The 22,003-nt window shown below is 70.4% G+C and carries 25 protein-coding genes, 1 tRNA gene, 1 pseudogene and 1 riboswitch; of the genes and pseudogenes, 18 read left to right on the top strand and 9 right to left on the bottom strand.

What is annotated here, in order from left to right; translation table 11 throughout:
• The first annotated feature begins 11 nt into the window (after positions 1–11).
• The 5 genes from IF88_RS0127185 (at position 12) to IF88_RS0127205 (ending at position 3,519) form a co-directional block, all read left to right on the top strand.
• Positions 12–1,451: an amino acid permease gene (locus IF88_RS0127185; RefSeq protein WP_030717947.1), complete on the top strand. Its 1,440-nt coding sequence runs from the start codon at positions 12–14 to the stop codon at positions 1,449–1,451.
• A gap of 132 nt (positions 1,452–1,583) precedes the next feature.
• Entirely contained in the window at positions 1,584–2,006 is a 423-nt protein-coding gene (locus IF88_RS0127190) for a Mov34/MPN/PAD-1 family protein (RefSeq protein WP_030717950.1), read from the top strand.
• 77 nt (positions 2,007–2,083) lie between these two features.
• A complete protein-coding gene (locus IF88_RS49420; RefSeq protein ID WP_312847437.1) occupies positions 2,084–2,191 on the top strand; it encodes a putative leader peptide in 108 nt (35 codons plus the stop codon).
• Between the two features lie 90 nt (positions 2,192–2,281).
• On the top strand, positions 2,282–2,569 hold the full coding sequence (locus tag IF88_RS0127200; protein WP_030717953.1) for a MoaD/ThiS family protein: 288 nt from the start codon (positions 2,282–2,284) through the stop codon (positions 2,567–2,569).
• Positions 2,569–3,519, top strand: a complete 951-nt coding sequence (locus IF88_RS0127205) for a PLP-dependent cysteine synthase family protein (protein ID WP_030717956.1) — start codon at positions 2,569–2,571, stop codon at positions 3,517–3,519. The genes IF88_RS0127200 and IF88_RS0127205 overlap by 1 nt, the downstream gene beginning before the upstream one ends.
• 173 nt (positions 3,520–3,692) lie before the next feature.
• On the opposite strand, the gene IF88_RS0127210 is transcribed toward IF88_RS0127205, so the two are convergent.
• The gene (locus IF88_RS0127210; protein ID WP_030717959.1) at positions 3,693–4,049 is read right to left on the bottom strand and encodes a DUF488 domain-containing protein; all 357 of its coding nucleotides are present in this window, start codon (positions 4,047–4,049) and stop codon (positions 3,693–3,695) included.
• Positions 4,046–4,465, bottom strand: coding sequence for a hypothetical protein (locus IF88_RS0127215; RefSeq protein ID WP_030717962.1), 420 nt, complete (start codon positions 4,463–4,465; stop codon positions 4,046–4,048). The genes IF88_RS0127210 and IF88_RS0127215 overlap by 4 nt, the downstream gene beginning before the upstream one ends.
• 240 nt (positions 4,466–4,705) lie before the next feature.
• Here IF88_RS0127215 and IF88_RS0127220 point away from each other — a divergent pair, with 240 nt between their 5' ends.
• Positions 4,706–5,458, top strand: a complete 753-nt coding sequence (locus IF88_RS0127220) for an MBL fold metallo-hydrolase (RefSeq protein WP_030717965.1) — start codon at positions 4,706–4,708, stop codon at positions 5,456–5,458.
• 100 nt (positions 5,459–5,558) lie between these two features.
• On the opposite strand, the gene IF88_RS0127225 is transcribed toward IF88_RS0127220, so the two are convergent.
• Entirely contained in the window at positions 5,559–6,770 is a 1,212-nt protein-coding gene (locus tag IF88_RS0127225; RefSeq protein ID WP_051837661.1) for a PTS transporter subunit EIIC, read from the bottom strand.
• Positions 6,771–7,078: 308 nt separating this feature from the next.
• Complete coding sequence (locus tag IF88_RS0127230) at positions 7,079–8,380, bottom strand: PTS transporter subunit EIIC (protein WP_030717971.1); 1,302 nt, start codon at positions 8,378–8,380, stop codon at positions 7,079–7,081.
• A 179-nt stretch (positions 8,381–8,559) separates the two neighbouring features.
• Between IF88_RS0127230 and IF88_RS0127235 the strand changes: the two genes are divergently transcribed.
• The 4 genes from IF88_RS0127235 (at position 8,560) to rdgB (ending at position 10,793) form a co-directional block, all read left to right on the top strand.
• On the top strand, positions 8,560–8,844 hold the full coding sequence (locus tag IF88_RS0127235; protein WP_078893174.1) for a glucose PTS transporter subunit EIIB: 285 nt from the start codon (positions 8,560–8,562) through the stop codon (positions 8,842–8,844).
• 95 nt (positions 8,845–8,939) lie between these two features.
• Positions 8,940–9,665 (top strand): ribonuclease PH, encoded by a 726-nt coding sequence (rph, locus tag IF88_RS0127240; protein ID WP_030717976.1) that lies wholly within the window; start codon positions 8,940–8,942, stop codon positions 9,663–9,665.
• 125 nt (positions 9,666–9,790) lie between these two features.
• Positions 9,791–10,171, top strand: coding sequence for a hypothetical protein (locus tag IF88_RS0127245; RefSeq protein ID WP_030717980.1), 381 nt, complete (start codon positions 9,791–9,793; stop codon positions 10,169–10,171).
• Between the two features lie 7 nt (positions 10,172–10,178).
• Positions 10,179–10,793, top strand: coding sequence for an RdgB/HAM1 family non-canonical purine NTP pyrophosphatase (gene rdgB, locus IF88_RS0127250; protein WP_030717983.1), 615 nt, complete (start codon positions 10,179–10,181; stop codon positions 10,791–10,793).
• 52 nt (positions 10,794–10,845) lie between these two features.
• Here rdgB and IF88_RS0127255 read toward each other — a convergent pair.
• From IF88_RS0127255 to bcp, 4 genes and pseudogenes are all read right to left on the bottom strand, one after another.
• A tRNA-Leu gene (locus IF88_RS0127255) sits at positions 10,846–10,932 on the bottom strand.
• Positions 10,898–11,473: an HNH endonuclease gene (locus tag IF88_RS44195; RefSeq protein WP_078893175.1), complete on the bottom strand. Its 576-nt coding sequence runs from the start codon at positions 11,471–11,473 to the stop codon at positions 10,898–10,900. Before IF88_RS44195 ends, IF88_RS0127255 begins: the two co-directional genes overlap by 35 nt.
• A 70-nt stretch (positions 11,474–11,543) precedes the next feature.
• Positions 11,544–11,867 (bottom strand): annotated as a pseudogene (locus IF88_RS48300) (HNH endonuclease); the annotation flags it as partial.
• 142 nt (positions 11,868–12,009) lie between these two features.
• Positions 12,010–12,477, bottom strand: a complete 468-nt coding sequence (gene bcp / locus IF88_RS0127270) for a thioredoxin-dependent thiol peroxidase (RefSeq protein ID WP_030717987.1) — start codon at positions 12,475–12,477, stop codon at positions 12,010–12,012.
• A gap of 104 nt (positions 12,478–12,581) precedes the next feature.
• On the opposite strand from bcp, the gene IF88_RS0127275 reads away from it, so the two are divergent.
• The 3 genes from IF88_RS0127275 to IF88_RS0127285 all read left to right on the top strand — a co-directional run bounded on the left by IF88_RS0127275 (position 12,582) and on the right by IF88_RS0127285 (position 13,787).
• A complete protein-coding gene (locus IF88_RS0127275; protein WP_030717989.1) occupies positions 12,582–12,902 on the top strand; it encodes a DUF3618 domain-containing protein in 321 nt (106 codons plus the stop codon).
• A gap of 43 nt (positions 12,903–12,945) precedes the next feature.
• The gene (locus IF88_RS0127280) at positions 12,946–13,287 is read left to right on the top strand and encodes a GroES family chaperonin (RefSeq protein WP_030009035.1); all 342 of its coding nucleotides are present in this window, start codon (positions 12,946–12,948) and stop codon (positions 13,285–13,287) included.
• Positions 13,288–13,365: 78 nt separating this feature from the next.
• Positions 13,366–13,435, top strand: a riboswitch (guanidine-III (ykkC-III) riboswitch).
• A 31-nt stretch (positions 13,436–13,466) separates the two neighbouring features.
• On the top strand, positions 13,467–13,787 hold the full coding sequence (locus IF88_RS0127285; protein WP_030717991.1) for a DMT family transporter: 321 nt from the start codon (positions 13,467–13,469) through the stop codon (positions 13,785–13,787).
• A 16-nt stretch (positions 13,788–13,803) separates the two neighbouring features.
• Here IF88_RS0127285 and IF88_RS40940 read toward each other — a convergent pair whose 3' ends face one another.
• Positions 13,804–16,287, bottom strand: a complete 2,484-nt coding sequence (locus tag IF88_RS40940) for a transglycosylase domain-containing protein (RefSeq protein ID WP_078893176.1) — start codon at positions 16,285–16,287, stop codon at positions 13,804–13,806.
• A 186-nt stretch (positions 16,288–16,473) separates the two neighbouring features.
• On the opposite strand from IF88_RS40940, the gene IF88_RS0127295 reads away from it, so the two are divergent.
• The 5 genes from IF88_RS0127295 to IF88_RS0127315 all read left to right on the top strand — a co-directional run bounded on the left by IF88_RS0127295 (position 16,474) and on the right by IF88_RS0127315 (position 21,990).
• Positions 16,474–17,277 carry an ABC transporter permease gene (locus IF88_RS0127295; protein WP_030717997.1) on the top strand — a complete coding sequence of 268 codons (804 nt, stop codon included), beginning with the start codon at positions 16,474–16,476 and terminating at the stop codon, positions 17,275–17,277.
• A gap of 151 nt (positions 17,278–17,428) precedes the next feature.
• Complete coding sequence (locus IF88_RS0127300) at positions 17,429–18,268, top strand: ABC transporter permease (RefSeq protein WP_030718000.1); 840 nt, start codon at positions 17,429–17,431, stop codon at positions 18,266–18,268.
• Positions 18,269–18,270: 2 nt separating this feature from the next.
• Positions 18,271–19,245, top strand: coding sequence for an ABC transporter ATP-binding protein (locus IF88_RS0127305; protein ID WP_037807214.1), 975 nt, complete (start codon positions 18,271–18,273; stop codon positions 19,243–19,245).
• 111 nt (positions 19,246–19,356) lie between these two features.
• Positions 19,357–20,016 (top strand): DUF1707 SHOCT-like domain-containing protein, encoded by a 660-nt coding sequence (locus IF88_RS0127310; RefSeq protein ID WP_030718004.1) that lies wholly within the window; start codon positions 19,357–19,359, stop codon positions 20,014–20,016.
• A 588-nt stretch (positions 20,017–20,604) separates the two neighbouring features.
• Positions 20,605–21,990 carry a DUF445 domain-containing protein gene (locus tag IF88_RS0127315; RefSeq protein WP_078893177.1) on the top strand — a complete coding sequence of 462 codons (1,386 nt, stop codon included), beginning with the start codon at positions 20,605–20,607 and terminating at the stop codon, positions 21,988–21,990.
• Positions 21,991–22,003: the final 13 nt, after the last annotated feature.

Genomic DNA, 22,003 nt, shown 5'->3' on the forward strand with positions numbered 1-22,003 from the left:
GCGCACCAGACATGACCTCTGTGCAGGTCGAGCAGCACGGCAACACGCCCGGCGAGGGCACTCAGGGCGAGGGCGGCGAGGGCTACCACCGCTCGCTCGGCGCCCGCCAGATCCAGATGATCGCGATCGGCGGAGCCATCGGCACCGGCCTGTTCCTGGGCGCCGGCAAGGCGATCTCCAAGGCCGGACCGAGCCTGATCCTGGCCTACGCGATCGCGGGCCTGGTCATCTTCTTCATCATGCGGGCCCTGGGCGAGCTGCTCATGTACCGCCCCGTCTCCGGCTCCTTCTCGGACTACGCCCGCGAGTTCCTGGGCCCGTTCTGGGGATACGTCACCGGCTGGACGTACTGGCTGTTCTGGGTGGTCACCGGCATCACGGAGGTCACGGCCGCCGCGCAGTACATGTCGTACTGGACCCACGACAGCTTCCCGCAATGGGCCTACGCGCTGATCTTCACGGTCATCCTCTACGCCGCCAACCTGATCTCCGTGAAGCTCTTCGGTGAGCTGGAGTTCTGGTTCTCCATGGTCAAGGTCACCGCCATCGTCGGCATGATCCTGATCTGCGCCGGCATCCTCACCATCGGCTTCTCCGACGCGGCCGACACCGCCACCGTCACCAACCTGTGGAACGACGGCGGCTTCTTCCCCAAGGGCATCGGCGGCACGCTGATGACCCTGCAGATCGTCATGTTCGCCTTCCTCGCGGTCGAGCTGGTCGGCGTCACCGCCGGCGAGTCCAAGGACCCCGAGAAGACCCTGCCCAAGGCCATCAACACCGTGCCGTGGCGCATCGCCGTCTTCTACGTCGGCGCGCTGATCATGATCCTGTCGGTCGTCCCGTGGACGAACTTCCAGCCGGGCGTCTCGCCCTTCGTCGCCGCCTTCGAGCGCATGGGCCTCGGCATCGGCGCGGCCATCGTCAACTTCGTCGTGCTGACCGCCGCCCTGTCCTCCTGCAACTCGGGCATGTACTCCACCGGCCGCATGCTGCGCGACCTCGCGCTCAACGGACAGGGCCCGAAGTTCTTCGCCAGGCTCACCAAGAGCGGCACCCCGCTGGTCGGCACCACCTTCTCCGCCGCGCTGATGCTGGTGGGCGTCTGGATCAACTACGTCGCCCCGGGCAAGGCCTTCGACTACGTCGTCTCCTTCGCCACCATCTCCGGCATGTGGGCCTGGATCATGATCCTCGTCTGCCAGATCCGCTACCGCGCCAAGTCGGACCGCGGCGAGCTGCCCGCCTCCCCGTTCAGGGCGCCGGGCGCCCCGTACACGAGCTGGTTCGCCCTGCTCTTCATCGGCATGGTCATCGTGATGATGGGCGCCGACAAGGACTCCCGCGTCTCGCTGTACTGCGCCCCGCTGTGGGGCCTGATCCTGGGCGTCTCGTACCTGGTGATGAAGTCCCGCGACCCGCGCGGCGCGGCCTTCACCAAGGCCTCGTAGCACCCGAAGACCGTGAGTCCCGGCCGCCTGCCACGGCCGGGAACCGCGCTCCCACGGACCTTGTGTCCACCATGCGGGCCCTTCCGTACCACTCCTCGGTACGGAAGGGCCCGTCTGCTTATCCTGTCGCTCATGCTGACCCTCACCCAGGCCCTGTACGACCAGATCGTCGAGCACGCCCGCCAGGACCACCCCGACGAGGCGTGCGGCGTCGTGGCCGGCCCGGCGGGCACCGGCCGCCCCGAGCGGTTCATCCCGATGCTCAACGCGGCCCGCTCGCCCACGTTCTACGAGTTCGACTCGAAGGACCTGCTGAAGCTCTACCGCGAGCTGGACGACCGGGACGAGGATCCGGTGATCGTCTACCACTCGCACACCGCCACCGAGGCCTACCCCTCGCGCACCGACGTCACGTACGCGAACGAGCCGGGCGCGCACTACGTCCTCGTCTCGACGGCGGACAAGGACGGCCTCGGAGAGTTCCAGTTCCGCTCGTACCGGATCGTCGACGGCGTGATCACCGAGGAAGAAGTGCAGGTCGTCGAGGCCTACTGACCACCATGTGAGCGCATGGCGTCCACGATGCGGGATCACACTCCAAACCGGGGACCGGGAATCGTTAACATGACCGCATGGTTTCCCACGACGTGAGCATCGAGACGCCCGGCAGGCTGCTGCTCGTGGCGCGGCTGCACGTCGACCTGTGCCGCCTCGCCAGTGCCATCTGTCCTGCCGTCTGAGCACCAGAGCCCCTCTGCGCGGGGGGCCGACGAACCGCGCGCCGCACGTTCCTCACGCCCCTGCTTACGCCCTGACGACTGGAGACAGCCATGGCCATCGAGGTCCGCATCCCCACCATCCTCCGCACCTACACCGAAGGCGAGAAGGCCGTCTCCGGTGAGGGCGCGACCCTCGCCGACCTCTTCGCCGACCTGGAGACCCGTCACAAGGGCATCCAGGAGCGCATCGTCGACGAGTCCAAGGGCGGCGAGCTGCGCCGCTTCGTGAACGTCTACCTCAACGACGAGGACGTCCGCTTCCTCGCCGGCATCTCCACCGAGCTCAAGGACGGCGACAGCGTCACCATCCTCCCGGCCGTGGCCGGCGGATCGAAGTAATGCGCTACGACTCCCCGCTGGCCGCGGTCGGCAACACGCCGCTGGTCCGGCTGCCCCGGCTGTCGCCCTCGCACGACGTCCGCATCTGGGCCAAGCTGGAGGACCGCAACCCGACCGGCTCGATCAAGGACCGCCCCGCGCTCCACATGGTCGAGCAGGCCGAGAAGGACGGCCGGCTGTCCCCCGGCTGCACCATCCTGGAGCCGACCTCGGGCAACACCGGCATCTCCCTGGCGATGGCGGCCAAGCTCAAGGGCTACCGCATCGTGTGCGTGATGCCGGAGAACACCAGCCAGGAGCGGCGCGACCTGCTGGCCATGTGGGGAGCCGAGATCATCTCGTCGCCGGCCGCCGGCGGCTCGAACACCGCGGTCCGCGTGGCCAAGGAACTCGCCGCGGAGCACCCGGACTGGGTGATGCTCTACCAGTACGGCAACCCGGACAACGCGGGCGCGCACTACGCCACCACGGGCCCGGAGATCCTCGCCGACCTCCCGTCGATCACCCACTTCGTGGCGGGCCTGGGCACCACGGGCACCCTGATGGGCGTCGGCCGCTACCTGCGCGAGAACGTGCCCGGAGTGAAGATCGTCGCGGCGGAGCCGAGGTACGACGACCTCGTGTACGGGCTGCGCAACCTCGACGAGGGCTTCGTCCCCGAGCTGTACGACGCCTCCGTGCTCACCACGCGCTTCTCGGTGGGCTCGGCGGACGCGGTCACCCGCACGCGGGAGCTGCTGCAGCAGGAGGGGATCTTCGCGGGCGTCTCCACCGGAGCCGCCCTGCACGCGGCGATCGGCGTCGGCCGCAAGGCGGTGGCCGCGGGTGAGACGGCCGACATCGTCTTCGTCGTGGCCGACGGCGGCTGGAAGTACCTCTCGACAGGCGTCTACACGGCCGCGACCACCGAAGAGGCCATCGAGGCCCTCCAGGGCCAGCTCTGGGCGTAGCCCCTGCGGGCCGCTGCTGGGGCTCCGCCCCAGACCCCGTGCCTCAAACGCCGGCGGGGCTGGATCTTCCAGCCCCGCCGGCGTTTGAGACGCGGGCGCGGAGCGCCGTGTGGTGGCGCCGGGCACAATCCAGCCCGTCCGGCGTTTGAGGACCGGGTCCGGGCGGAGCCCGGTCAGTGGGACAGCCGCTCCGCCAGGATCGCCGCGTGGCTGGACGACGGGTCCTTGACCGCGGTCAGGAGGGTGAGCGGGCCCGCCTCGGCCAGCGAACGGAGCCGCGCCAGCTCGGCCACCGCCTCCGGCCCGGCCAGCTCCGCGAGGTACCGCTCCCGGAACTCCCCGGCGGAGCCACCCGCGTGGAACCACTTCCGCAGCTCCGCCGACGGCGTGACCGCCCTCGGCCACTCGTCCACCCCCGCCGCCTCCTTCGCCAGGCCCCGCGGCCAGAGCCGGTCCACCAGGACCCGCACCCCGTCCGCGCCCGGCTCCGGCGGGTCGTACACGCGCCGCAAGCGGATCCCCGGCTTCACCGGCCGCCTCCCAGTCCCTTGATCTCGTCCCACAGCGCCGGATCCAGCATCCCCATCCGCGTCCGGAACTCCCACAGCGACACCTCCGCCGGCCGGTCCGCCTCCAGGAAGCCCGCCCGGCCCTGCGCCCCCACCGTCCCCGGGGGCAGCGGAATCACCCCGGCCCGCCGGTCGTCGTACTTCCCGGTGATCCACGCGACCCGCGCGCGGTGACCCCGTACCGTCTCGACCGCGAGGACCAGACACGTACGCCCGTCCGCCAGGGACCACAGCTCCCCGGCGTGCGGATGCGGCGGCGGACCGGACCCGTGCGCCGGCGGGGCCCGGCGGGGGACACCCAGCCGCGCCCCGGCCACCAACGCCACCAGCGCCACGGCCACGACCGCAGCCACGGCGGGCCACCAGGACGTGTCCATGTTTCGACCGTAGCCGTGCCGCCGGCACCCGGCACCCGGCGCGGCCGCACGGCGGGATGGGCACGGCGCATCTAGGCCCGCACACCTGACCGCTTGCCATTACTGGGTATGAGTGGTGCAGGCGGTGACTTCCCCCACAACGGCCCGCCGCGGAGGAGCGACCGGACGTTTCGCGCCTTACGCTCGACGCACGCACGGCCCGCATTCCGTCCACGGACCGTCCACGGAGGTTCACGCTCCATGAAGCTCACCGTCGTCGGCTGTTCGGGGTCGTTCCCGTCCGCGGAATCGGCCTGTTCGAGCTACCTCGTCGAGGCCGACGGCTTCCGGCTGCTCCTCGACATGGGCAACGGCGCCCTCGGGGACCTCCAGCGCCACTGCGGTCTCTACGACCTCGACGCGATCTTCCTGAGCCACCTGCACGCCGACCACTGCATCGACATGTGCGCGTACTTCGTCGCCCGTTTCTACCGGCACGAGGGCGGCCGCTGCGGCACCATCCCCGTCTACGGACCCGAGGGCACCGAGCGGCGCCTGACCACCGCCTACGACGACGTCCCCGACGAGCGCTCGATGAGCGAGGTCTTCGACTTCCGCACCCTGAAGTCCGGAAGCTTCGAGATCGGCCCCTTCCAGATCCGCACCGAGCGCGTCGCCCACCCCGTCGAGTCCTACGGCATCCGCATCGAGCACGGCGGCCGCTCGCTCACGTACTCCGGGGACACCGGCGCCTGCCCCGAGCTGGCGCTGCTCGCCGACGGCACCGACCTCTTCCTCTGCGAGGCCTCCTTCACGCACGGCAAGGAGGACATCCCGGACCTCCACCTCAACGGCCGCGAGGCCGGCGAGTACGCGCGCGGCGGCGATGTCGGCCGGCTCGTCCTCACGCACATCCCGCCGTGGACGGACGCGGCGCAGAACCTCGCCGACGCCCGCGCGGTCTACGACGGCCGGATCGACCTGGCGTACGCGGGCGCGGTCTACGAGATCTGACGGATCGGTCAGATCCGACCGGTCGTACGGGCCTGAACACGCGGAAGCCCCCGCCCTCCCTTCCGGGAGTGCGGGGGCTTCGACGTGTGGGCGAGCGGGCTTACTTGGCCTCGGCCTTCAGCAGCTCGGCGAGCTCCTCGTCGGACTCGCGGCCCGGCGTCGGGAGGTTCCACTTGACGATCGCGAAGCGGAAGACGACGTAGTAGACCACCGCGAAGCAGAGGCCGACCAGCGCCAGGCCGAACGGGTTCGTCGCCTTGCCGAGGTTCAGCAGGTAGTCGATGGCGCCGGCGGAGAAGCCGAACCCGTCCTTCATGCCGAGGGACCAGGTCAGGGCCATGGACACACCGGTCAGGACCGCGTGGACCGCGTACAGCACCGGGGCGATGAACATGAAGGTGAACTCGATCGGCTCGGTCACCCCGGTGACGAAGGAGGTGAGCGCGAGGGAGAACATCATGCCGCCGACGACCTTGCGGCGCTCGGGCCGGGCGCAGTGCACGATCGCGAGGCAGGCCGCCGGGAGGGCGAACATCATGATCGGGAAGAAGCCGGTCATGAACTGTCCGGCGGTCGGGTCACCGGCGAGGAAGCGGGAGATGTCGCCGCTCTTGCCCTGGTACTCGCCGGCCTGGAACCACGGGAAGGAGTTGAGCAGGTGGTGCATGCCGACGGGGATCAGACCGCGGTTGGCGACACCGAAGATGCCCGCGCCGACCGCGCCGGAGCCGACCAGCCACTCACCCAGGCTGTGCAGACCGGTGCCGAGCACCGGCCAGATCAGACCGAAGGCGATGCCGATCACCAGGCCGGCGAAGGCCGAGAGGATCGGGACCAGGCGGCGGCCGCCGAAGAAGCCCGCCCACTCGGGCAGCTTGGTCCGGTAGAACTTCTGGTACAGGAGGGCGACCACGATGCCCATGACGACACCGCCGAGAACCTTGGCGTCCACGGGCGCGTCGACCATGACGACCTTGCCGTCGACGGCCTTGGCTATCTTGGGCAGGTTGGAGTCGGTGAACGTGGCGAGGACGCTCTTGAAGACCAGGTAGCCGGTGACGGCGGCGAGTGCGGTGGAACCGTCCGACTTCTTGGCGAAGCCGATCGCGATGCCCACGGCGAACAGCAGCGCCATGTTGTCGAGGATCGCGCCACCACCGGCGGCCATGTAGCCGGCGATCTTGTTGATGAACTCCGGCATCGAAGCCGAGCCCAGCATGTCCTTGTCGCCGAGGCGAACCAGGAGTGCGGCGGCAGGCAGCACGGCCACCGGGAGCATGAGGCTCCGGCCGATGCGCTGCATGACGGCCATCACGCCGGCGCCCTTCTTCTTCTCGGCCGCGGGAGCGGCAGCCGTGGTCACAAGGTCCTCCAGTGGGCAAGGCGCCGCCAGAGGAAACGGGGACGGCGGCGTCTTCGAAAGGGGGGATACACGGGGGCTCGAACGCGCCTCGTGGTCTACACCAATTGTGGTGTAGACCAGTTGTAACACGGTGAGGGTTAGATAAGGAACCTTCGATTTCCTGTGGCCTGGATCACACGTCCCGGGGTATGCCGAAGGGCCCCCGGATCGTGATCCGGGGGCCCTTGACGGGCCGGGTTCCAACCTTGCCGGAGGGCTCAGGCCTTGGTGGTCTCCGACTCCATCGCCGCGATCTCCTCGTCCGATTCCCGGCCGGGCGTCGCGAGGTCGAACTTCGTGATCGCGAAGCGGAAGACGACGTAGTAGACGAGCGCGAAGCACAGGCCGATCGGAACGATCAGCCAGGGCTTCGTCGCCAGCTTCCAGTTGATGACGTAGTCGATCAGGCCCGCCGAGAAGCTGAAGCCGTCGTGGACGCCCAGAGCCCAGGTCACCGCCATGGACACACCCGTCAGCACCGCGTGCACCGCGTACAGTGCCGGCGCGACGAAGAGGAACGAGTACTCCAGCGGCTCGGTGATCCCGGTGACGAACGAGGTCAGAGCCACCGACAGCATCAGGCCGCCGACCTCCTTGCGCCGCTGCGGCTTCGCGCAGTGCGTGATCGCCAGCGCCGCCGCCGGCAGCGCGAACATCATGATGGGGAAGAAGCCCGACAGGAAGAGGCCCGCGTCCGGGTCGCCGTGCAGGAACATGTTGATGTCGCCGTGGTACGTCTTCCCGTCCGGCGCCGTGTACGACCCGAACTGGAACCACATCGGCACGTTCAGGAACTGGTGCAGGCCGATCACCAGCAGCGCGCGGTTCGCGACACCGAAGATGCCCCCGCCCCACGAGCCCAGACCGCGCAGCCAGTCGGAGAAGCTCTCCAGCCCGGCGCCGACCGGCGGCCAGATCCACAGGCAGAGCGCGGCGAAGGCGATGGCGGCGAAGGACGTGATGATCGGGACCAGCCGCCGGCCGTTGAAGAAGCCGAGCCAGTCCACCAGCTTCACCCGGTGGTAGCGCTGCCACAGCCAGGCCGCCAGCAGCCCCATGATGATGCCGCCGAAGACGCCCGGGTTCTGGTAGGTGAACGCGATGAACGTGTCGTCCTGCCCCAGGCAGCCGCCCCCGACGTTCCGACTGCCCTCCGGGCACGCGTTCGGGAACGCGTGCAGCACCCCCCGGTAGACGAGGAAGCCGGCCGTGGCCGCGAGGGCGGTCGAACCGTCCGCCTTCTTCGCCATGCCGATGGCGACGCCGATGCAGAAGAGGAGGGGAAGGCCGAGATCGGGGTCGAGCAGCGCCCCGCCCGCGCCCGCCATCACGCTGGCGACGTCCGTCCACCGCAAGCCGTCCTTGCCGAAGACGTCCGGCTGCCCCAGCCGCAACAGGATGCCTGCCGCGGGCAGTACGGCGATCGGGAGCTGAAGGCTCCGCCCCATCTTCTGCAGTCCCTGGAACAGGTTGTTCCGCCACGACGGGCGTGGTGCTGCTTTGGAGATGCTCGCGCTCATCGGAGTCCTCCCTGACGGGCCCGTTTTTGGCTGCCGCAACACTTACGGCACACTGGTGTAGACCAGTTGTGGGCAGGTTGCTGCTGACCGTCATCATTCGGCAGGGACCGGTCACGCGCTCGCGTAGATGCGCCAACCGTGCGTTACCGTGACAAAGCAGACCGCACGGGTGGCTCTCCATGTACCGGCCGCGCCGAGACTCGTTCTTCGAAACACTCAGGGAGAAACACATGGCCACCAAGGCTGAGAAGATCGTCGCCGGGCTCGGCGGCATCGACAACATCGAAGAGGTCGAGGGCTGCATCACCCGCCTGCGCACCGAGGTCGTCAACCCCGACCTCGTCGACGAGGCCGCACTCAAGGCCGCCGGCGCCCACGGCGTCGTCAAGATGGGCACCGCCATCCAGGTCGTCATCGGCACCGACGCCGACCCGATCGCCGCCGACATCGAAGACATGATGTGATCCGCACCCCCTAGGACGCTTCACACATCGGACCCCGTCCCGGAACCACCCGGACGGGGTCCTCGCGTTCCACCGCAGGGACTAGGCTCGGAGCCATGTCTCGCATCGACGGCCGTACGCCCGAACAGCTCCGCCCGGTCACCATCGAACGCGGATGGAGCAAGCACGCCGAGGGCTCCGTCCTCATCTCCTTCGGAGACACCAAGGTCTTCTGCACCGCCTCCTTCACCGAAGGCGTCCCGCGCTGGCGCAAGGGCAGCGGCGAAGGCTGGGTCACCTCCGAGTACTCGATGCTGCCCCGCTCCACCAACACCCGCGGTGACCGCGAATCCGTCCGCGGCAAGATCGGCGGCCGCACCCACGAGATCTCCCGCCTCATCGGCCGCTCGCTGCGCGCCGTCATCGACTACAAGGCCCTCGGCGAGAACACCATCGTCCTGGACTGCGACGTCCTCCAGGCCGACGGCGGCACCCGCACCGCCGCCATCACCGGCGCCTACGTCGCCCTCGCCGACGCCGTCGCGTGGGGCCAGCAGAAGAAGCTCATCAAGGCCGGCCGCAAGCCCCTGACCGGCACCGTCGCCGCCGTCAGCGTCGGCATCGTCGACGGCGTCCCGCTCCTCGACCTCTGCTACGAGGAGGACGTGCGCGCCGAGACCGACATGAACGTGGTCTGCACCGGCGACGGCCGCTTCGTCGAGGTCCAGGGCACCGCCGAGGGCGAGCCCTTCGACCGCAAGGAACTCAACGCCCTCCTCGACCTCGCCGCCGGCGGCTGCGCGGACCTGGAAGCCATCCAGCTGGGCGCGCTCGAACTGTAGGCGCGTGTCCGCTCCCCTGGGCGGCAACCGCCGGGCCCGGCCCGGCGTCTAGCACAACACGGGCGCACGGTGTCACAGCCGTGCGCCCGTCCACGCATCCGAATCCTGTTTCCCGGGGGAACCGCATGAAGCTCCGCATCGCGGCCATAGCCGTGGCCGCCGTACTGACCGTCCCGGCCCTGTCCGCCTGCGACGCGATCTCCACGGCGATGGACTGCGCGAACACGGCGGTGGCCATCACCGACGGCGCGAACGACCTCCAGCAGGCGGTCTCCCAGGCGGGCAACAGCCCCCAGGACGCCCAGAACGCGCTCAACCAGATCGAGGCGAACCTCAAGAAGATCGGCGACCAGACGGACAACGCCGACCTGGGCAAGGCCATCACCTCGATGAACACGGCGGTCAAGAACGTCCGCGCCTCCATCGAGAGCGGCAACACCGTCCCGGACATCCAGCCCGTCGCCGACGCGGCCGGCGAGATCTCCAAGGTCTGCACCCCGGGATAATGGGCGCATGACCTCGACGCCCAGCCGCCTGATCCTGGCCACCCGCAACGCGGGCAAAGTCTCCGAGCTCCACGCCATCCTGTCCGAAGCCGGCCTGCCGCACGAGCTGGTCGGCGCGGACGCGTACCCGGAGATCCCGGACGTCAAGGAGACCGGGGTCACCTTCGCCGAGAACGCCCTCCTGAAGGCCCACGCCCTCGCGCAAGCCACCGGGCTCCCGGCCGTCGCCGACGACTCCGGCCTCTGCGTGGACGTCCTGAACGGCGCCCCCGGCATCTTCTCCGCCCGCTGGGCCGGCGCGCACGGCGACGACAAGGCCAACCTCGACCTGCTGCTGGCCCAGCTCGGCGACATCGCCGACGAGCACCGCGGCGCCCACTTCTTCTGCGCGGCCGCCCTCGCCCTGCCCGACGGCACGGAACGCGTGGTCGAGGGCCGCCTCCTGGGCACCCTCCGCCACACCCCGTCCGGCACGGGCGGCTTCGGCTACGACCCGATCCTCCAGCCCCTGGGCGAATCCCGCACCTGCGCCGAACTCACCCCGGCCGAGAAGAACGCCATCTCCCACCGAGGACAAGCCTTCCGCGCCCTCGTCCCGGTGGTCCGCGACCTCCTGGGCTGACCCTGCGCATGAGAACGGCCTGCGAATCGAAGCTTCGATTCGCAGGCCGTTTTGGTGCGGCGGAAGGGATTCGAACCCTCAAGCCGTTTCACGGGCCACAGATCCTAAGTCTGCTGCGTCGCCGTTGCGCCACCGCCGCTAGCCGCCTGCCATGATAGCGGCAGCGGCTGTGGCTGTTCGAGCAAGATCAGCGTGTGGGGTCGGGGCGACGTCCAACGGCACCAGGTGCTGGTCGTCGCATGGCAGTTGGGGCACAGGAGCCGCAGGTTCTCGCGGCGGTCGTCACTCCGGTCGCCGTTGATGTGGTCGACCTCAAGCGTCATGGGTCGCCCGCACCACTCGGGCGGGCTTCCGCAACAGGCGCAGCGCTCAGGGGTTCCGATCTCCCGAAGGGCGCGGCGCAGGAGCGAGGTACGCGTCCGCTGCCCTCCCGTCCGTTGGACGAGGATCTCTTCTGCGGCCTTGGCCGGTCCGGGTCGGGTTGTGCCGCGCTGGTGCCCCTGGCCGAGGAAGTGCGATGTGTCGTGCGCTTCCTCGGCGATCCATGCACGCAAGTGGCCGCGTTGCCCGCCGTGGTCGGGGAAACCCAGGAGCCGTAGTGTTCCGGCGATGCTGACCGAGTCGGCGATCGCCTGCGCCAGCTCTTCTCGCGACGGGCGGTCGTGGCGCCGGCTGTTCATCGGCGCCCCTTGCCCCGGCCGCGGTACGAGTCCGTCGTGGAGTGGCAGTTCGGGCACACCAGCCGAAGGTTCTCCGCGTGTCGATGCCGAGCGCGCGGACCTTGCGGCTGATGTGCGTGTGATGCCCGCCGACCGCATCGAGCCCCAGGCGTCTCAGGACCTCGCACATGTTGCGGGAGGTGCTTACCGCCTCCTGTAGGAGTTTCCGGGTCCAGCGGTTCCCGTCGCGCTCGAAGTGGGAGACGTCCACGCCGAGCTGGTTCATGCGCCTGCGTATGTACTCGCGCGAGCCGCTCTTCGGGTCGACCCCCAGCCGTTCCAGTGCTTCCGTCAGCGTGCGCGACGTGCTCGCGGCCTCCGTGAGGCGTTCCCTCGTGTACGGGCTGACCGGCATCGGGCCCCTCCATCCCTCGGCCGCCTGTGCGGCGCTCGTATGGAGTAACGGAGCGATGGTCGGGGCGGTTACGGGCGGTTTCGTCCGATAAGCGGAGCGACCCGCCCCGATTGGGGGCGGGCCGCTGCGGGGGTGGGGTGGGTCAGACGCCCAGGTCCTTGATGATCTTGGCTACGTGGCCCGTGGCCTTGACGTTGTAGAAGGCGTGCTCGACCTTGCCCTCCTCGTCGACCACCACCGTGGAGCGGATGACCCCGGTGACCGTCTTGCCGTAGAGCTTCTTCTCGCCGTACGCGCCGTACGCCGTCAGGGTCGCCTTCTCCGGGTCGCCGACCAGGGTGACCTTCAGGTGCTCCTTCTCGCGGAACTTCGCGAGCTTCTCCGGCTTGTCCGGGGAGACGCCGATGACGTCGTAGCCGGCCGTCGCCAGGACGTCCAGATTGTCCGTGAAGTCGCACGCCTGCTTGGTGCAGCCAGGGGTCAGGGCGGCCGGGTAGAAGTAGACGATCACCTTGCGGCCCTTGTGGTCGGCGAGCGAGACCTCGTTGCCGTCCGCGTCGGGCAGGGTGAAGGCGGGGGCGGGGTCGCCCGGCTGAAGTCGCTCGCTCATCTGGACAGTCTCCTCAAGAGGGGATCGGTACGTCCCGAGACTAAGCTGACAGACTGTTCACCGGGGACTACCCCCCACCGGACCACGACGACGGAGGCAGCGCGGTGCCCGAAGCCAGGACCCCCGCACAGATCGAGGCGGACATCGTCCGCCGCCGCGAACAGCTCGCCGAGACGCTCGACGAGATCGGCGTGCGCGTGCACCCGAAGACGATCATCGGGGATGCGCGGGCCAAGGTCGTCTCGACCGTCGACCACACGGCCGGGCGGGCCTTCGCCGCGGTGAACCGTGTCGTGACGGACCTGCGGGACGGCCTGCGCCACGAAGACGGGACTCCGCGTCTCGAGCGGATCGTGCCGGTCGCCCTACTCGCGGTGGGTGTGGTCGGTGTGCTTGTCCTGTCGGCACGACGCAGGCGCGCGTGACCCTGAGCGGCACGGAGCGGGCGCGGACAGGTAGGTTCGGGGCGTGAGCGAGAACACCACCCACGACAAGTTGCCCATCCGCATGCTGCACGACCGCGTGCTCGTGAAGTCCGACCTGCCGGAGGGCGAGCGGCGCTCGGGCGGCGGCATCCTGATTCCGGCGACGGCCGCGGTGGGCAAGCGGCTGGCCTGGGCCGAGGTGGTCGCCGTCGGGCAGAACGTACGGACGGTCGAGCCCGGGGACCGGGTCCTGTACGACCCCGAGGACCGTGCCGAGGTCGAGGTACGGGGCGCCACGTACGTGCTGATGCGCGAGCGGGACCTGCACGCGGTGGCCGCGGAGCGGCTGGAGGGGTCGGAGGACTCCACCGGTCTGTACCTGTGAGCGCACACTGCCGAGCCGAGCCGAGCTGAGCTGAGCTGAGCCGAAAAGGGCTGGTGGCCTTTGTCACCGGCCCTTTTCGCTGCCCCTTGCTACGGTGGAGGAGAACCCGACGAGACGCGCCGTACCGGGTACGACAAGACGACGCACCCCGTATCGCTCGATGTCTCGGAGGTGCCGTCATGGCCTGGGTTCTTCTTGTTGTCGCCGGTGTGATCGAAGTCGCCTGGTCGATCGGCATGAAATTCACCGACGGCTTCACCCGGCTCTGGCCCAGTGTGTTCACGGGCGCCGGGATCGTCGCCAGCATGGTGCTGCTGTCCTACGCCGCGAAGACCCTGCCCATCGGTACCGCGTACGGGGTGTGGGTGGGCATCGGCGCCGCCGGAGCGGCCGTACTCGGCATGGCGGTGCTGGGCGAGCCCGTCACCGCCTCCCGGATCTTCTTCATCTGTCTGCTGCTGGTCGCCGTGGTCGGGCTGAAGGCGACCTCCGGTCACTGACCGCCCGCGGCGGCCGTCATTCCAGGAACGCCGACGGTGGCGGGCGCAGGCCGTCGCCCGGCCCGCCGTCGGCGCCCTGGGTGCCCGTCGTCCCCTGGGTGCCCTGGGTGCCCTGGGTGGTGCCGCCGTTGTCCTGGCCGCCTTGCGTCTGGCCGCCGTTGTCCCGGCCCCCGTTGTTCTGCCCGCCCTGGGTCTGGCCCCCGTTGTTCTGGCCGCCGTTGTTCTGTCCTCCCTGGTTCTGGCCGCCCTGCGTCCGGCCCCCGTTGTCCTGACCGCCTTGGTTCTGGCCGCCGTTGTCCCGGCCGCCCGTCGGCGGGGTCGGCCGTAGCGGAGGCGTGGGCGTGAGTTCGTCGTCCGGCGTCTCCTGCGGGGGGTTGGACTCCGGGGAGGGCGGCGGCGGGGGCTGCGCCGCGCCCGGCTGGAGTTCCAGGTCGAAGTCGACGGGGTCGGTGCCCTCCAGCGCGGTCTTCGTGTACGCGGCCCAGATCCGGGCCGGGTAGCCGCCACCGCCGATCCGGGGCTCGCCCAGGGCTCCGTAGAGCGACTGCAGGGTTCCGGTGTCCGGGTCCTGGCCCATCATCGCGACGACCGTGACCAGGTTCGGGGTGTAGGCCGCGAACCAGGCCGAGCGGTCCAGTTCGCCGGTGCCGGTCTTGCCGGCGGCCGGGTGGCCGGCGGCGAGGGCCGCCGTACCGGTGCCGTTGTCGACGACGCTGACCAGCATGGAGGTGGTGGTGTCGGCGGCCTCGTGGCTGATGGCCTGCGTGGGGGTGCGCTCGGGCAGGCCGATCGTGTCGCCACCCTTGGTGATCTTCTCCAGGAAGGTGTACGGGGTGCGTCGGCCGTGGTCGGCGAGGGTCGCGTAGGCCTGGGTCATGTCCAGGACGCTGGCCTGCATCGTGCCGAGCGCCATGGCGGGGCCCGTGACGAAGTTCGGGGTGTCCTCGGGGATGCCGAGGGCGATGGCGGTCCTCTTGACCTTCCCGGTGCCGACGTCGACCACCATCTGTGCGTACACGGCGTTGACGGAGAGGTCGGTGGCGGTGTTGACGGTGATGTTCCCGTACGAGACCTGGCCCTCGTTCTCGGGGTTGAAGCGGATCCGGCCGCCGACGACGGGGCGCCTGTTGTCGCCGTTGTAGAGGGCGTTCGGGGTGATCCGGCGGCCGTCCTGGGTGCGGGAGCCGTTCTCGACGGCGGACGCGAAGACGAACGGTTTGAAGGTGGAGGCGACCTGGTAGTCGTGCCGGGTCGCGTTGTTGACGTACTGCTTGGTGTAGTCGATGCCTCCGTACATGGCGACGACCTTGCCGGTCGCCGGGTCGATGGAGACCCCGCCGGCCCGCACCAGCCGGTCCGCCTTGCGCGTCTCCGGTTCGAGTTTGCCGATCATCTGGTCGTCGACGGCCTCGACGAAGGCGGTCTGGCGGCGCTTGTCGATGGTGGAGGCGATCCGGTAACCGCCCTCGGCGAGGGTCTTGTCGTCGAGGATCTTGTTCTCGACGATGTAGTCCTTGATCGCTTCCACGAGGTAGCCGCGCTGGCCGGACAGGCCGGCGGCCGTGCGGACCTTGCCGGGCTCGGGGAACCGCGTCGTGGCGCGCTCGGTCTCGGACAGCCAGCCCTTCTTGACCATGCCGTCGAGCACGTAGTTCCAGCGGGCGAGGGCGCGGGGGCGGCTCTGGGGGTGGGCGACCACGTCGAAGGCGCTGGGGGAGTTGAGGAGGGTGGCGAGGTAGGCGCCCTCGGCGGTGGTGAGGTTGCTGACGTCCTTGCCGTAGTAGGCCTGGGCGGCGGCCTGGATGCCGTAGGCGTTGCGGCCGAAGTAGCTGGTGTTCAGGTAACCCTCGAGGATGTAGTCCTTCGACTTCTCGCGGCCGAGTTTGATCGCGATGAAGAACTCTTTGACCTTGCGTTTGATCGTCTGTTCCTGGCCCAGGTAGTAGTTCTTGACGTACTGCTGGGTGATGGTGGAGCCGGACTGGGTGCCCTTGCCGGTCGCGGTGTTCCAGGCGGCGCGGAGCATCGCCTTGGGGTCCACCGCCCGTTCGGAGTAGAAGTCCCGGTCCTCGGCGGCCAGTACGGCTTCCTGCACGGTCCGCGGGATCTGGGAGAGCGGCACGTTGACGCGGTTGACCTCGCCGTCGCGGGCGATCTGCGAGCCGTCGGAGTAGAGGTAGACGTTGGACTGCGCGGTGGCGGCGGCGTTGGCCGGCGGGATGTCGACCAGCAGGTAGCCGGCCACGAGGGCGCCGCCGATCAGCAGGGCCAGGAGCAGGACGACGCCCAGGACCATGCGCCACGTGGGGACGAGGCGGCGCCAGCCGGTGCGCTTGCGGCGGGGCTTCTTCCCCGGTGCGGGCGGACCGGGTTGCGGCTGTGGCTGGCGCCGGGTCTGCGGCCCCGGTCGGGGCCGCTGGTTCGCCCGTGGTTGCCGTGCTTCGGGCGGGGTGTCCGGGTCGCGAGGGGTCCAGCCCGGGGGTGGTGACTGGTCGCTCATCTCCAGGACTCCTCGACGCCGTTCGAAATATCCACTTCTGTACCTCATGGTGTCTACCCGATGGCCGGTGATTCCGCTCCGGACGGGCGTAAATCGGTCGCGTGGCTCGCCCCTCCGCACTAAGCTCGCGCGCTTTGGCCGACGTAGGAACGACGTGGAAAACGGAGGGATACGGTGCGCCGGAGAGTGCGTCTCTACCTGGCGGTCGCGGCAGGCGGATTCAGGCGGTACGCCACCTATGGAACGGCGACGGCCGCCGGGGTCTTCACCAACACCACGTTCGGCTTCATCGTGGCGTACACGTACATCGCGCTGTGGGACGAGCGCCCCGGGCTCGGCGGTTACGACCAGGCGCAGGCCCTCACCTTCGTGTGGGTGAGCCAGTCGCTGCTCGCCGCAGGGGCGTTGATCGGGGGCGGCTTCCAGGAGGAGATCCAGGAGCGGGTGCGCACGGGCGACATCGCCGTCGACCTGTACCGGCCGGCGGACCTCCAGATGTGGTGGCTCGCCGCCGACATGGGGCGGGCCGGCTTCCAGCTGCTGGGGCGCGGGCTGGTCCCGTTGGCGGCGGGGGCGCTGGCGTTCAGGCTGGCGCTGCCCGCCGATCCGCTGCGCTGGCTGCTGTTCCTGGTCTCGGTCGTGCTCGGGCTGGTGGTGAGCTTCGCGGTGCGCTTCCTGCTGGGGCTGCTGGCCTTCTGGCTGATGGACGGGTCCGGCATCAACATGATGGCGACCGTCGTCTCGATCTTCTTCTCCGGGATGCTGCTGCCGCTGACCGTCTTCCCGGGCGGCTTCGGCGAGTTCGTGCGCGTCCTGCCGTGGTCGGCGATGCTCCAGGTGCCGATGGACGTCCTGCTGGGCAAGCATGCGGGGGCCGGGGGCGCGGCCGGGGCGCTGGGGTTCCAGGCCGGGTGGGCGCTCGTACTGCTGGGCGCGGGGCGGCTGCTGCAGTCGGCCGCGACGCGGAAGGTGGTGGTCCAGGGTGGCTGAGGCCGAGGCGGAGGAAGCGGTGGGGGCCGGAGCCGGTGAGGCGTTCGAGGCCGTCGAGGCGGCGCCGGGGCGGGAGTTGACGGCGCCGGGGGCGCGACGTGAGAGCGCACCGGGGGCGGGACCTGGGGCGGTACCGGGGGCGGAGGCCGGGGTGCGCCCGCTCGGTGGGTCCGCTCGCGTACGGCAGGTCCGGGAGGGGCTGCGCGGCTACGGGCTGATCGTGGCGATGTGGATCCGCTCGACGATGACGTACCGGGCGTCCTTCGCGCTGTCCGCCGTCGGGAACGCCGCGATCACCCTCCTCGACTTCGTCACGATCTCCATCATGTTCTCCCACGTGGACGTCCTCGGCGGCTTCACCCTGCCCGAGATCGCCCTCCTCTACGGGTCCTGCTCGGCCTCCCTGGGCCTGGCGGACCTGCTGATGGGGAACACCGACCGGATCGGTGCCCGGATCCGGGACGGCTCGCTGGACACGATGCTGGTGCGTCCCGTCCCGGTCCTCGCGCAGGTGGCGGCGGACCGGTTCGCGCTGCGCCGGCTGGGCCGGGTCATGCAGGGGCTCGGGGTGCTGGGCTGGGCGCTCTGGTCCCTGGACGTGGACTGGACGGCAGGGAAGGCGCTGATGGTGCCCGTGATGATCGTGGCCGGGGCGGCGATCTTCGCGGCGGTGATGGTGACCGGGGCGGCCTTCCAGTTCATCGCCGGGGACGCGGCCGAGGTGCAGAACTCCTTCACCTACGGCGGCTGCACGATGCTCCAGTACCCGCCGACGATCTTCGCCAAGGACCTGCTGCGCGGGGTCACCTTCATCGTGCCGCTCGCCTTCGTCAACTGGCTGCCCGCGCTGTACGTGCTGGGGCGGCCCGATCCGCTGGGACTGCCCGGGTGGGCCGCGTACCTGAGCCCGCTGGTGGCCTTCGTGGTGTTCCTGCCCGCGTCGCTGGCGTGGCGCGCGGGAGTCCGTTCGTACCGAAGCACGGGGAGCTAGCTGTGGCTGACGCGGATGCGCTGATCTCGCTGGACGGGGTCGAGAAGGTCTTCGACGTACGGCGCCGGGTGAGTCTGATGCGCCGGGAGAAACGCCAGGTGCGGGCGGTGGACGGGATCAGCTTCGAGGTCGCGCGGGGCGAGATGGTCGGCTACATCGGGCCCAACGGCGCCGGGAAGTCGACCACCATCAAGATGCTGACCGGCATCCTGACCCCGAGCGGCGGCCGGCTGCGGGTCGCGGGCATCGACCCGTCGCGGGAGCGGATGCGCCTCGCGCACCGGATCGGAGTGGTCTTCGGGCAGCGCACCACGCTGTGGTGGGACCTGCCGCTGAAGGACTCGTACGGGCTGATGCGGCGGATGTACCGGATCCCGGCGGCGCGGTTCGCGGAGAACCTGGAACGCTGCGTGGACCGGCTGGACCTGGCCGAGCTGCTCGACGTACCGGTACGGCAGCTGTCGCTTGGGCAGCGGATGCGCGGGGACATCGCGGCGGCGCTGCTGCACGATCCGGAGGTGCTGTACCTGGACGAGCCGACGATCGGGCTCGACGTGGTGAGCAAGGCGAAGGTACGGGGGTTCCTGCGGCAGTTGAACGAGGAGCTCGGGACGACGGTGCTGCTGACCACGCACGACCTCCAGGACATCGAGCAGCTGTGCGAGCGGGTGATGGTGATCGACCACGGGCGGCTGATGTACGACGGGGTGCTGGACGGTCTGCACGCGGCGGGCTCGGAGGCGGCCGGCGAGCGGACGTTGGTGGTGGACCTGGAGCGGGAGCTCGCGCCGATCGAGGTGGCGGGTGCGCGGGTGGTGAAGGTGGAGGGGCCGCGGCAGTGGCTGGCGTTCCCGGCGGGGACGTCGGCGGCCCCGCTGGTGGCGGCGGTGGCGGCGGAGTACCCGCTGGTGGACCTGTCGGTGCGGGAGCCGGACATCGAGGACGTGATCGCGCGCATGTACGCGGGCCGCGGCTGACACCGCGGCTCGATCAACCGATCAGGTCAGGGGAAAACCGGGGTCGATCTCAGGGACCTGCCCAGGTCCTCCCCGTACAACTCCCGGGAAACCCTGCATAGTCTGGTCCGCATGAGTGACGATCGGCCGGAGAAGCCGTTGCCGGAGCTGAGGGCGTCGGATGCCGACCGGGACCGGGTGGCGGAGCGTCTGCGGGACGCCGTCGCCGAGGGCCGGCTCGACATGGAGGAATTCGAGGAGCGGCTGGAGGTCGCGTACAAGTCCCGGACGTACGCGGAACTGGAACCGCTGACTCGGGACCTGCCGGCGGCGGCGGGGCCGGCCGCGCAGCCGGTGCCGGCCGCCGGGTCGGCGGCTGCGCCGTGGTCGGGGCGGATCGGCGGGGCGGGGACCTCCACGCCGGCGGTCGCGGTCATGTCGGGGTTCCAGCGCAAGGGCCGCTGGACGGTGCCCGCGCGTTTCGACGCGGTGGCGTTCTGGGGCGGCGGCGAACTGGACCTGCGCGAGGCGGACTTCGCGCAGCGCGAGGTGGTGATCAACTGCGTCGCGATCATGGGCGGCATCGAGATCACGGTGCCGCCGGGGGTGGAGCTCGACGTACGGGGCTTCGGCTTCATGGGCGCCTTCGACCAGCGCCACAGCCCGGGCCCGTCCGTGCCGGGCGCCCCCCGGGTCGTCATCACGGGCTTCGCCTTCTGGGGCGGCGTCGAAATCAAGGTCAAGCCCCCGAAGCGCCCCTTGGACGGCCCTTCGCTCCGCAAGGAGCTGTAACGCCGGTCCGATGGCCACCTGCGGGCGCCCGTCGACCACGATGCTTCACGGCAGCCCGCGCGCCGAGAAGCGGTGCACGGGACCGTGTTCCGCCCGCCGCGCCTCCCGCGAAGCCTCCGGCCTGCGGCACCGCCCGCCAGGGGGCCCGGACGGAGCCGCTCGGTGGTGCGGCTTCGGCCGCCGGGTGCCGTTGCTCGGGGTCGGGGCGACATCCCCCCGTCGTGGCAGCTACCCGGACAGGGACCGTGGCCCTGGCCCGGCCTGCTACCGGGCCGGCGGCCCGTGGGGTGCGGGGCCGGGGTGCTCTCCCCGCCGCAGCCCGCCGGTCGTACGGCACGGGGCACCGAGCCTCCCGTACCGCAGCCCGCGCGGGAGCGGGACGGCGCGGCGACCCGTACGGCCCGTCGCGGCGCGGCAGCCCGGCACGGCGCGCGGCGACCGTACGGCCCGTCGCGGCGCGGCAGCCCGGGCTCGGGCTCCGGTACAGGGGCCCGCTGGGAGCGGGAGGCCGGGCGCGGCCTCCCGTACCGCAGCCCCCGCAGGAGCGAAAGGGCGTGGCGGGAACTCCTCGGGCTACCCAGGAGTCGGATGCTATGGAGACAAAACCGGCGCCCCGGGGGAAGGCAGGAGCACGTGGAGAACCGCAGCACAGCCGGAGGCACCGCCCCGCCGCCGGCGCCACCACCCGTAGCGCCGCCCGCCCGCGGAGCGTTCGTGTTCAACGCCGCGGACGAGGAGCGCCGGCGCGGTGTCCGGCGGATGAAGACCATCGCGACCGGCCTGCTGATCCTGGTCGCGCTGGTCTACGTACTGGCCAAGTACGCCCAGCACGCGTGGGGCGCCGGCGGCTGGGCCGCGTACGTGGCCGCCGCGGCCGAGGCCGGCATGGTCGGCGCGCTCGCGGACTGGTTCGCCGTCACCGCCCTCTTCAAGCGGCCGCTCGGCCTGCCCATCCCGCACACCGCGATCATCCCGACCAAGAAGGACCAGCTCGGCGTCACCCTCGGCGAGTTCGTCGGCGAGAACTTCCTCTCCTCCGACGTGGTCCGCGCCCGCCTCCACGCGCTCGGCATCGGCGGCCGCCTCGGGGCCTGGCTGGCCGAGCCCGCCCACGCGGACCGGGTCACGGCCGAGCTGGCGGCCGCCCTGCGCGGGGCGCTGACCGTACTGCGCGACTCCGACGTGCAGGCCGTCGTCGGCGAGGCGATCACCCGGCGCGCGGAGGCCGCCGAGATCGCGCCGGGCATCGGCAAGACCCTGGGTCGGGTCGTCGCGGACGGCGGCCACCGCCGGGCCGTCGACCTGATCTGCGCCAAGGCCCACGACTGGCTGGTCACGCACGGGGACTCGATCACGGACGCGGTCCAGGGCGGCGCCCCCGGCTGGACCCCGCGGTTCGTGGACCGCAAGGTGGGCGAGCGCGTCTACAAGGAGCTGCTCCGTTTCGTCACGGAGATGCGGGACGTGCCCGAGCACCCGGCGCGCGGGGCGGTGGACCGGTTCCTGCGGGACTTCGCGGCCGACCTCCAGTCGGACACCGAGACGCGCGCGAGGGTGGAGCGCCTCAAGTCCGAGATCCTGGCGCGCGACGAGGTCCAGGACGTCATCGCCTCGGCCTGGTCGGCGATCCGCTCGATGATCATCTCGGCGGCGGAGGACGAGCAGAGCGAGCTGCGCCTGCGGGTCCGCGCCTCGCTGATCTCCCTGGGCGCGCGGCTGGCCACCGACGGCGGGCTGCAGGCGAAGCTGGAGGGCTGGATCGAGGGCGCGGTCGTCTACGTAGTCACCACCTACCGGACCGAGATCACCTCGCTGATCACGGACACGGTGGCGGGCTGGGACGCCGAGCACACCTCCCGCAAGATCGAGGCCCACATCGGCCGCGACCTGCAGTTCATCCGGATCAACGGCACGGTGGTCGGCGCCCTGGCGGGCCTGCTGATCCATTCGGTGTCCCGCGCCTTCGGGGCGTAGCCCCCGGAGAGGA

Source organism: Streptomyces sp. NRRL F-2580 (assembly GCF_000720115.1).
Taxonomy (GTDB): Bacteria; Actinomycetota; Actinomycetes; order Streptomycetales; family Streptomycetaceae; genus Streptomyces.

Coding starts and splice junctions, on each gene's coding strand:
- IF88_RS0127185 (WP_030717947.1), top strand. CDS start 12: ATGACCTCTGTGCAGGTCGAGCAGCACGGCAACACGCCCGGCGAGGGC.
- IF88_RS0127190 (WP_030717950.1), top strand. CDS start 1,584: ATGCTGACCCTCACCCAGGCCCTGTACGACCAGATCGTCGAGCACGCC.
- IF88_RS49420 (WP_312847437.1), top strand. CDS start 2,084: ATGGTTTCCCACGACGTGAGCATCGAGACGCCCGGCAGGCTGCTGCTC.
- IF88_RS0127200 (WP_030717953.1), top strand. CDS start 2,282: ATGGCCATCGAGGTCCGCATCCCCACCATCCTCCGCACCTACACCGAA.
- IF88_RS0127205 (WP_030717956.1), top strand. CDS start 2,569: ATGCGCTACGACTCCCCGCTGGCCGCGGTCGGCAACACGCCGCTGGTC.
- IF88_RS0127215 (WP_030717962.1), bottom strand. CDS start 4,465: ATGGACACGTCCTGGTGGCCCGCCGTGGCTGCGGTCGTGGCCGTGGCG.
- IF88_RS0127220 (WP_030717965.1), top strand. CDS start 4,706: ATGAAGCTCACCGTCGTCGGCTGTTCGGGGTCGTTCCCGTCCGCGGAA.
- IF88_RS0127225 (WP_051837661.1), bottom strand. CDS start 6,770: ATGGCCGTCATGCAGCGCATCGGCCGGAGCCTCATGCTCCCGGTGGCC.
- IF88_RS0127230 (WP_030717971.1), bottom strand. CDS start 8,380: ATGAGCGCGAGCATCTCCAAAGCAGCACCACGCCCGTCGTGGCGGAAC.
- IF88_RS0127235 (WP_078893174.1), top strand. CDS start 8,560: ATGTACCGGCCGCGCCGAGACTCGTTCTTCGAAACACTCAGGGAGAAA.
- rph (WP_030717976.1), top strand. CDS start 8,940: ATGTCTCGCATCGACGGCCGTACGCCCGAACAGCTCCGCCCGGTCACC.
- IF88_RS0127245 (WP_030717980.1), top strand. CDS start 9,791: ATGAAGCTCCGCATCGCGGCCATAGCCGTGGCCGCCGTACTGACCGTC.
- rdgB (WP_030717983.1), top strand. CDS start 10,179: ATGACCTCGACGCCCAGCCGCCTGATCCTGGCCACCCGCAACGCGGGC.
- IF88_RS44195 (WP_078893175.1), bottom strand. CDS start 11,473: ATGAACAGCCGGCGCCACGACCGCCCGTCGCGAGAAGAGCTGGCGCAG.
- bcp (WP_030717987.1), bottom strand. CDS start 12,477: ATGAGCGAGCGACTTCAGCCGGGCGACCCCGCCCCCGCCTTCACCCTG.
- IF88_RS0127285 (WP_030717991.1), top strand. CDS start 13,467: ATGGCCTGGGTTCTTCTTGTTGTCGCCGGTGTGATCGAAGTCGCCTGG.
- IF88_RS40940 (WP_078893176.1), bottom strand. CDS start 16,287: ATGAGCGACCAGTCACCACCCCCGGGCTGGACCCCTCGCGACCCGGAC.
- IF88_RS0127310 (WP_030718004.1), top strand. CDS start 19,357: ATGAGTGACGATCGGCCGGAGAAGCCGTTGCCGGAGCTGAGGGCGTCG.
- IF88_RS0127315 (WP_078893177.1), top strand. CDS start 20,605: ATGCTATGGAGACAAAACCGGCGCCCCGGGGGAAGGCAGGAGCACGTG.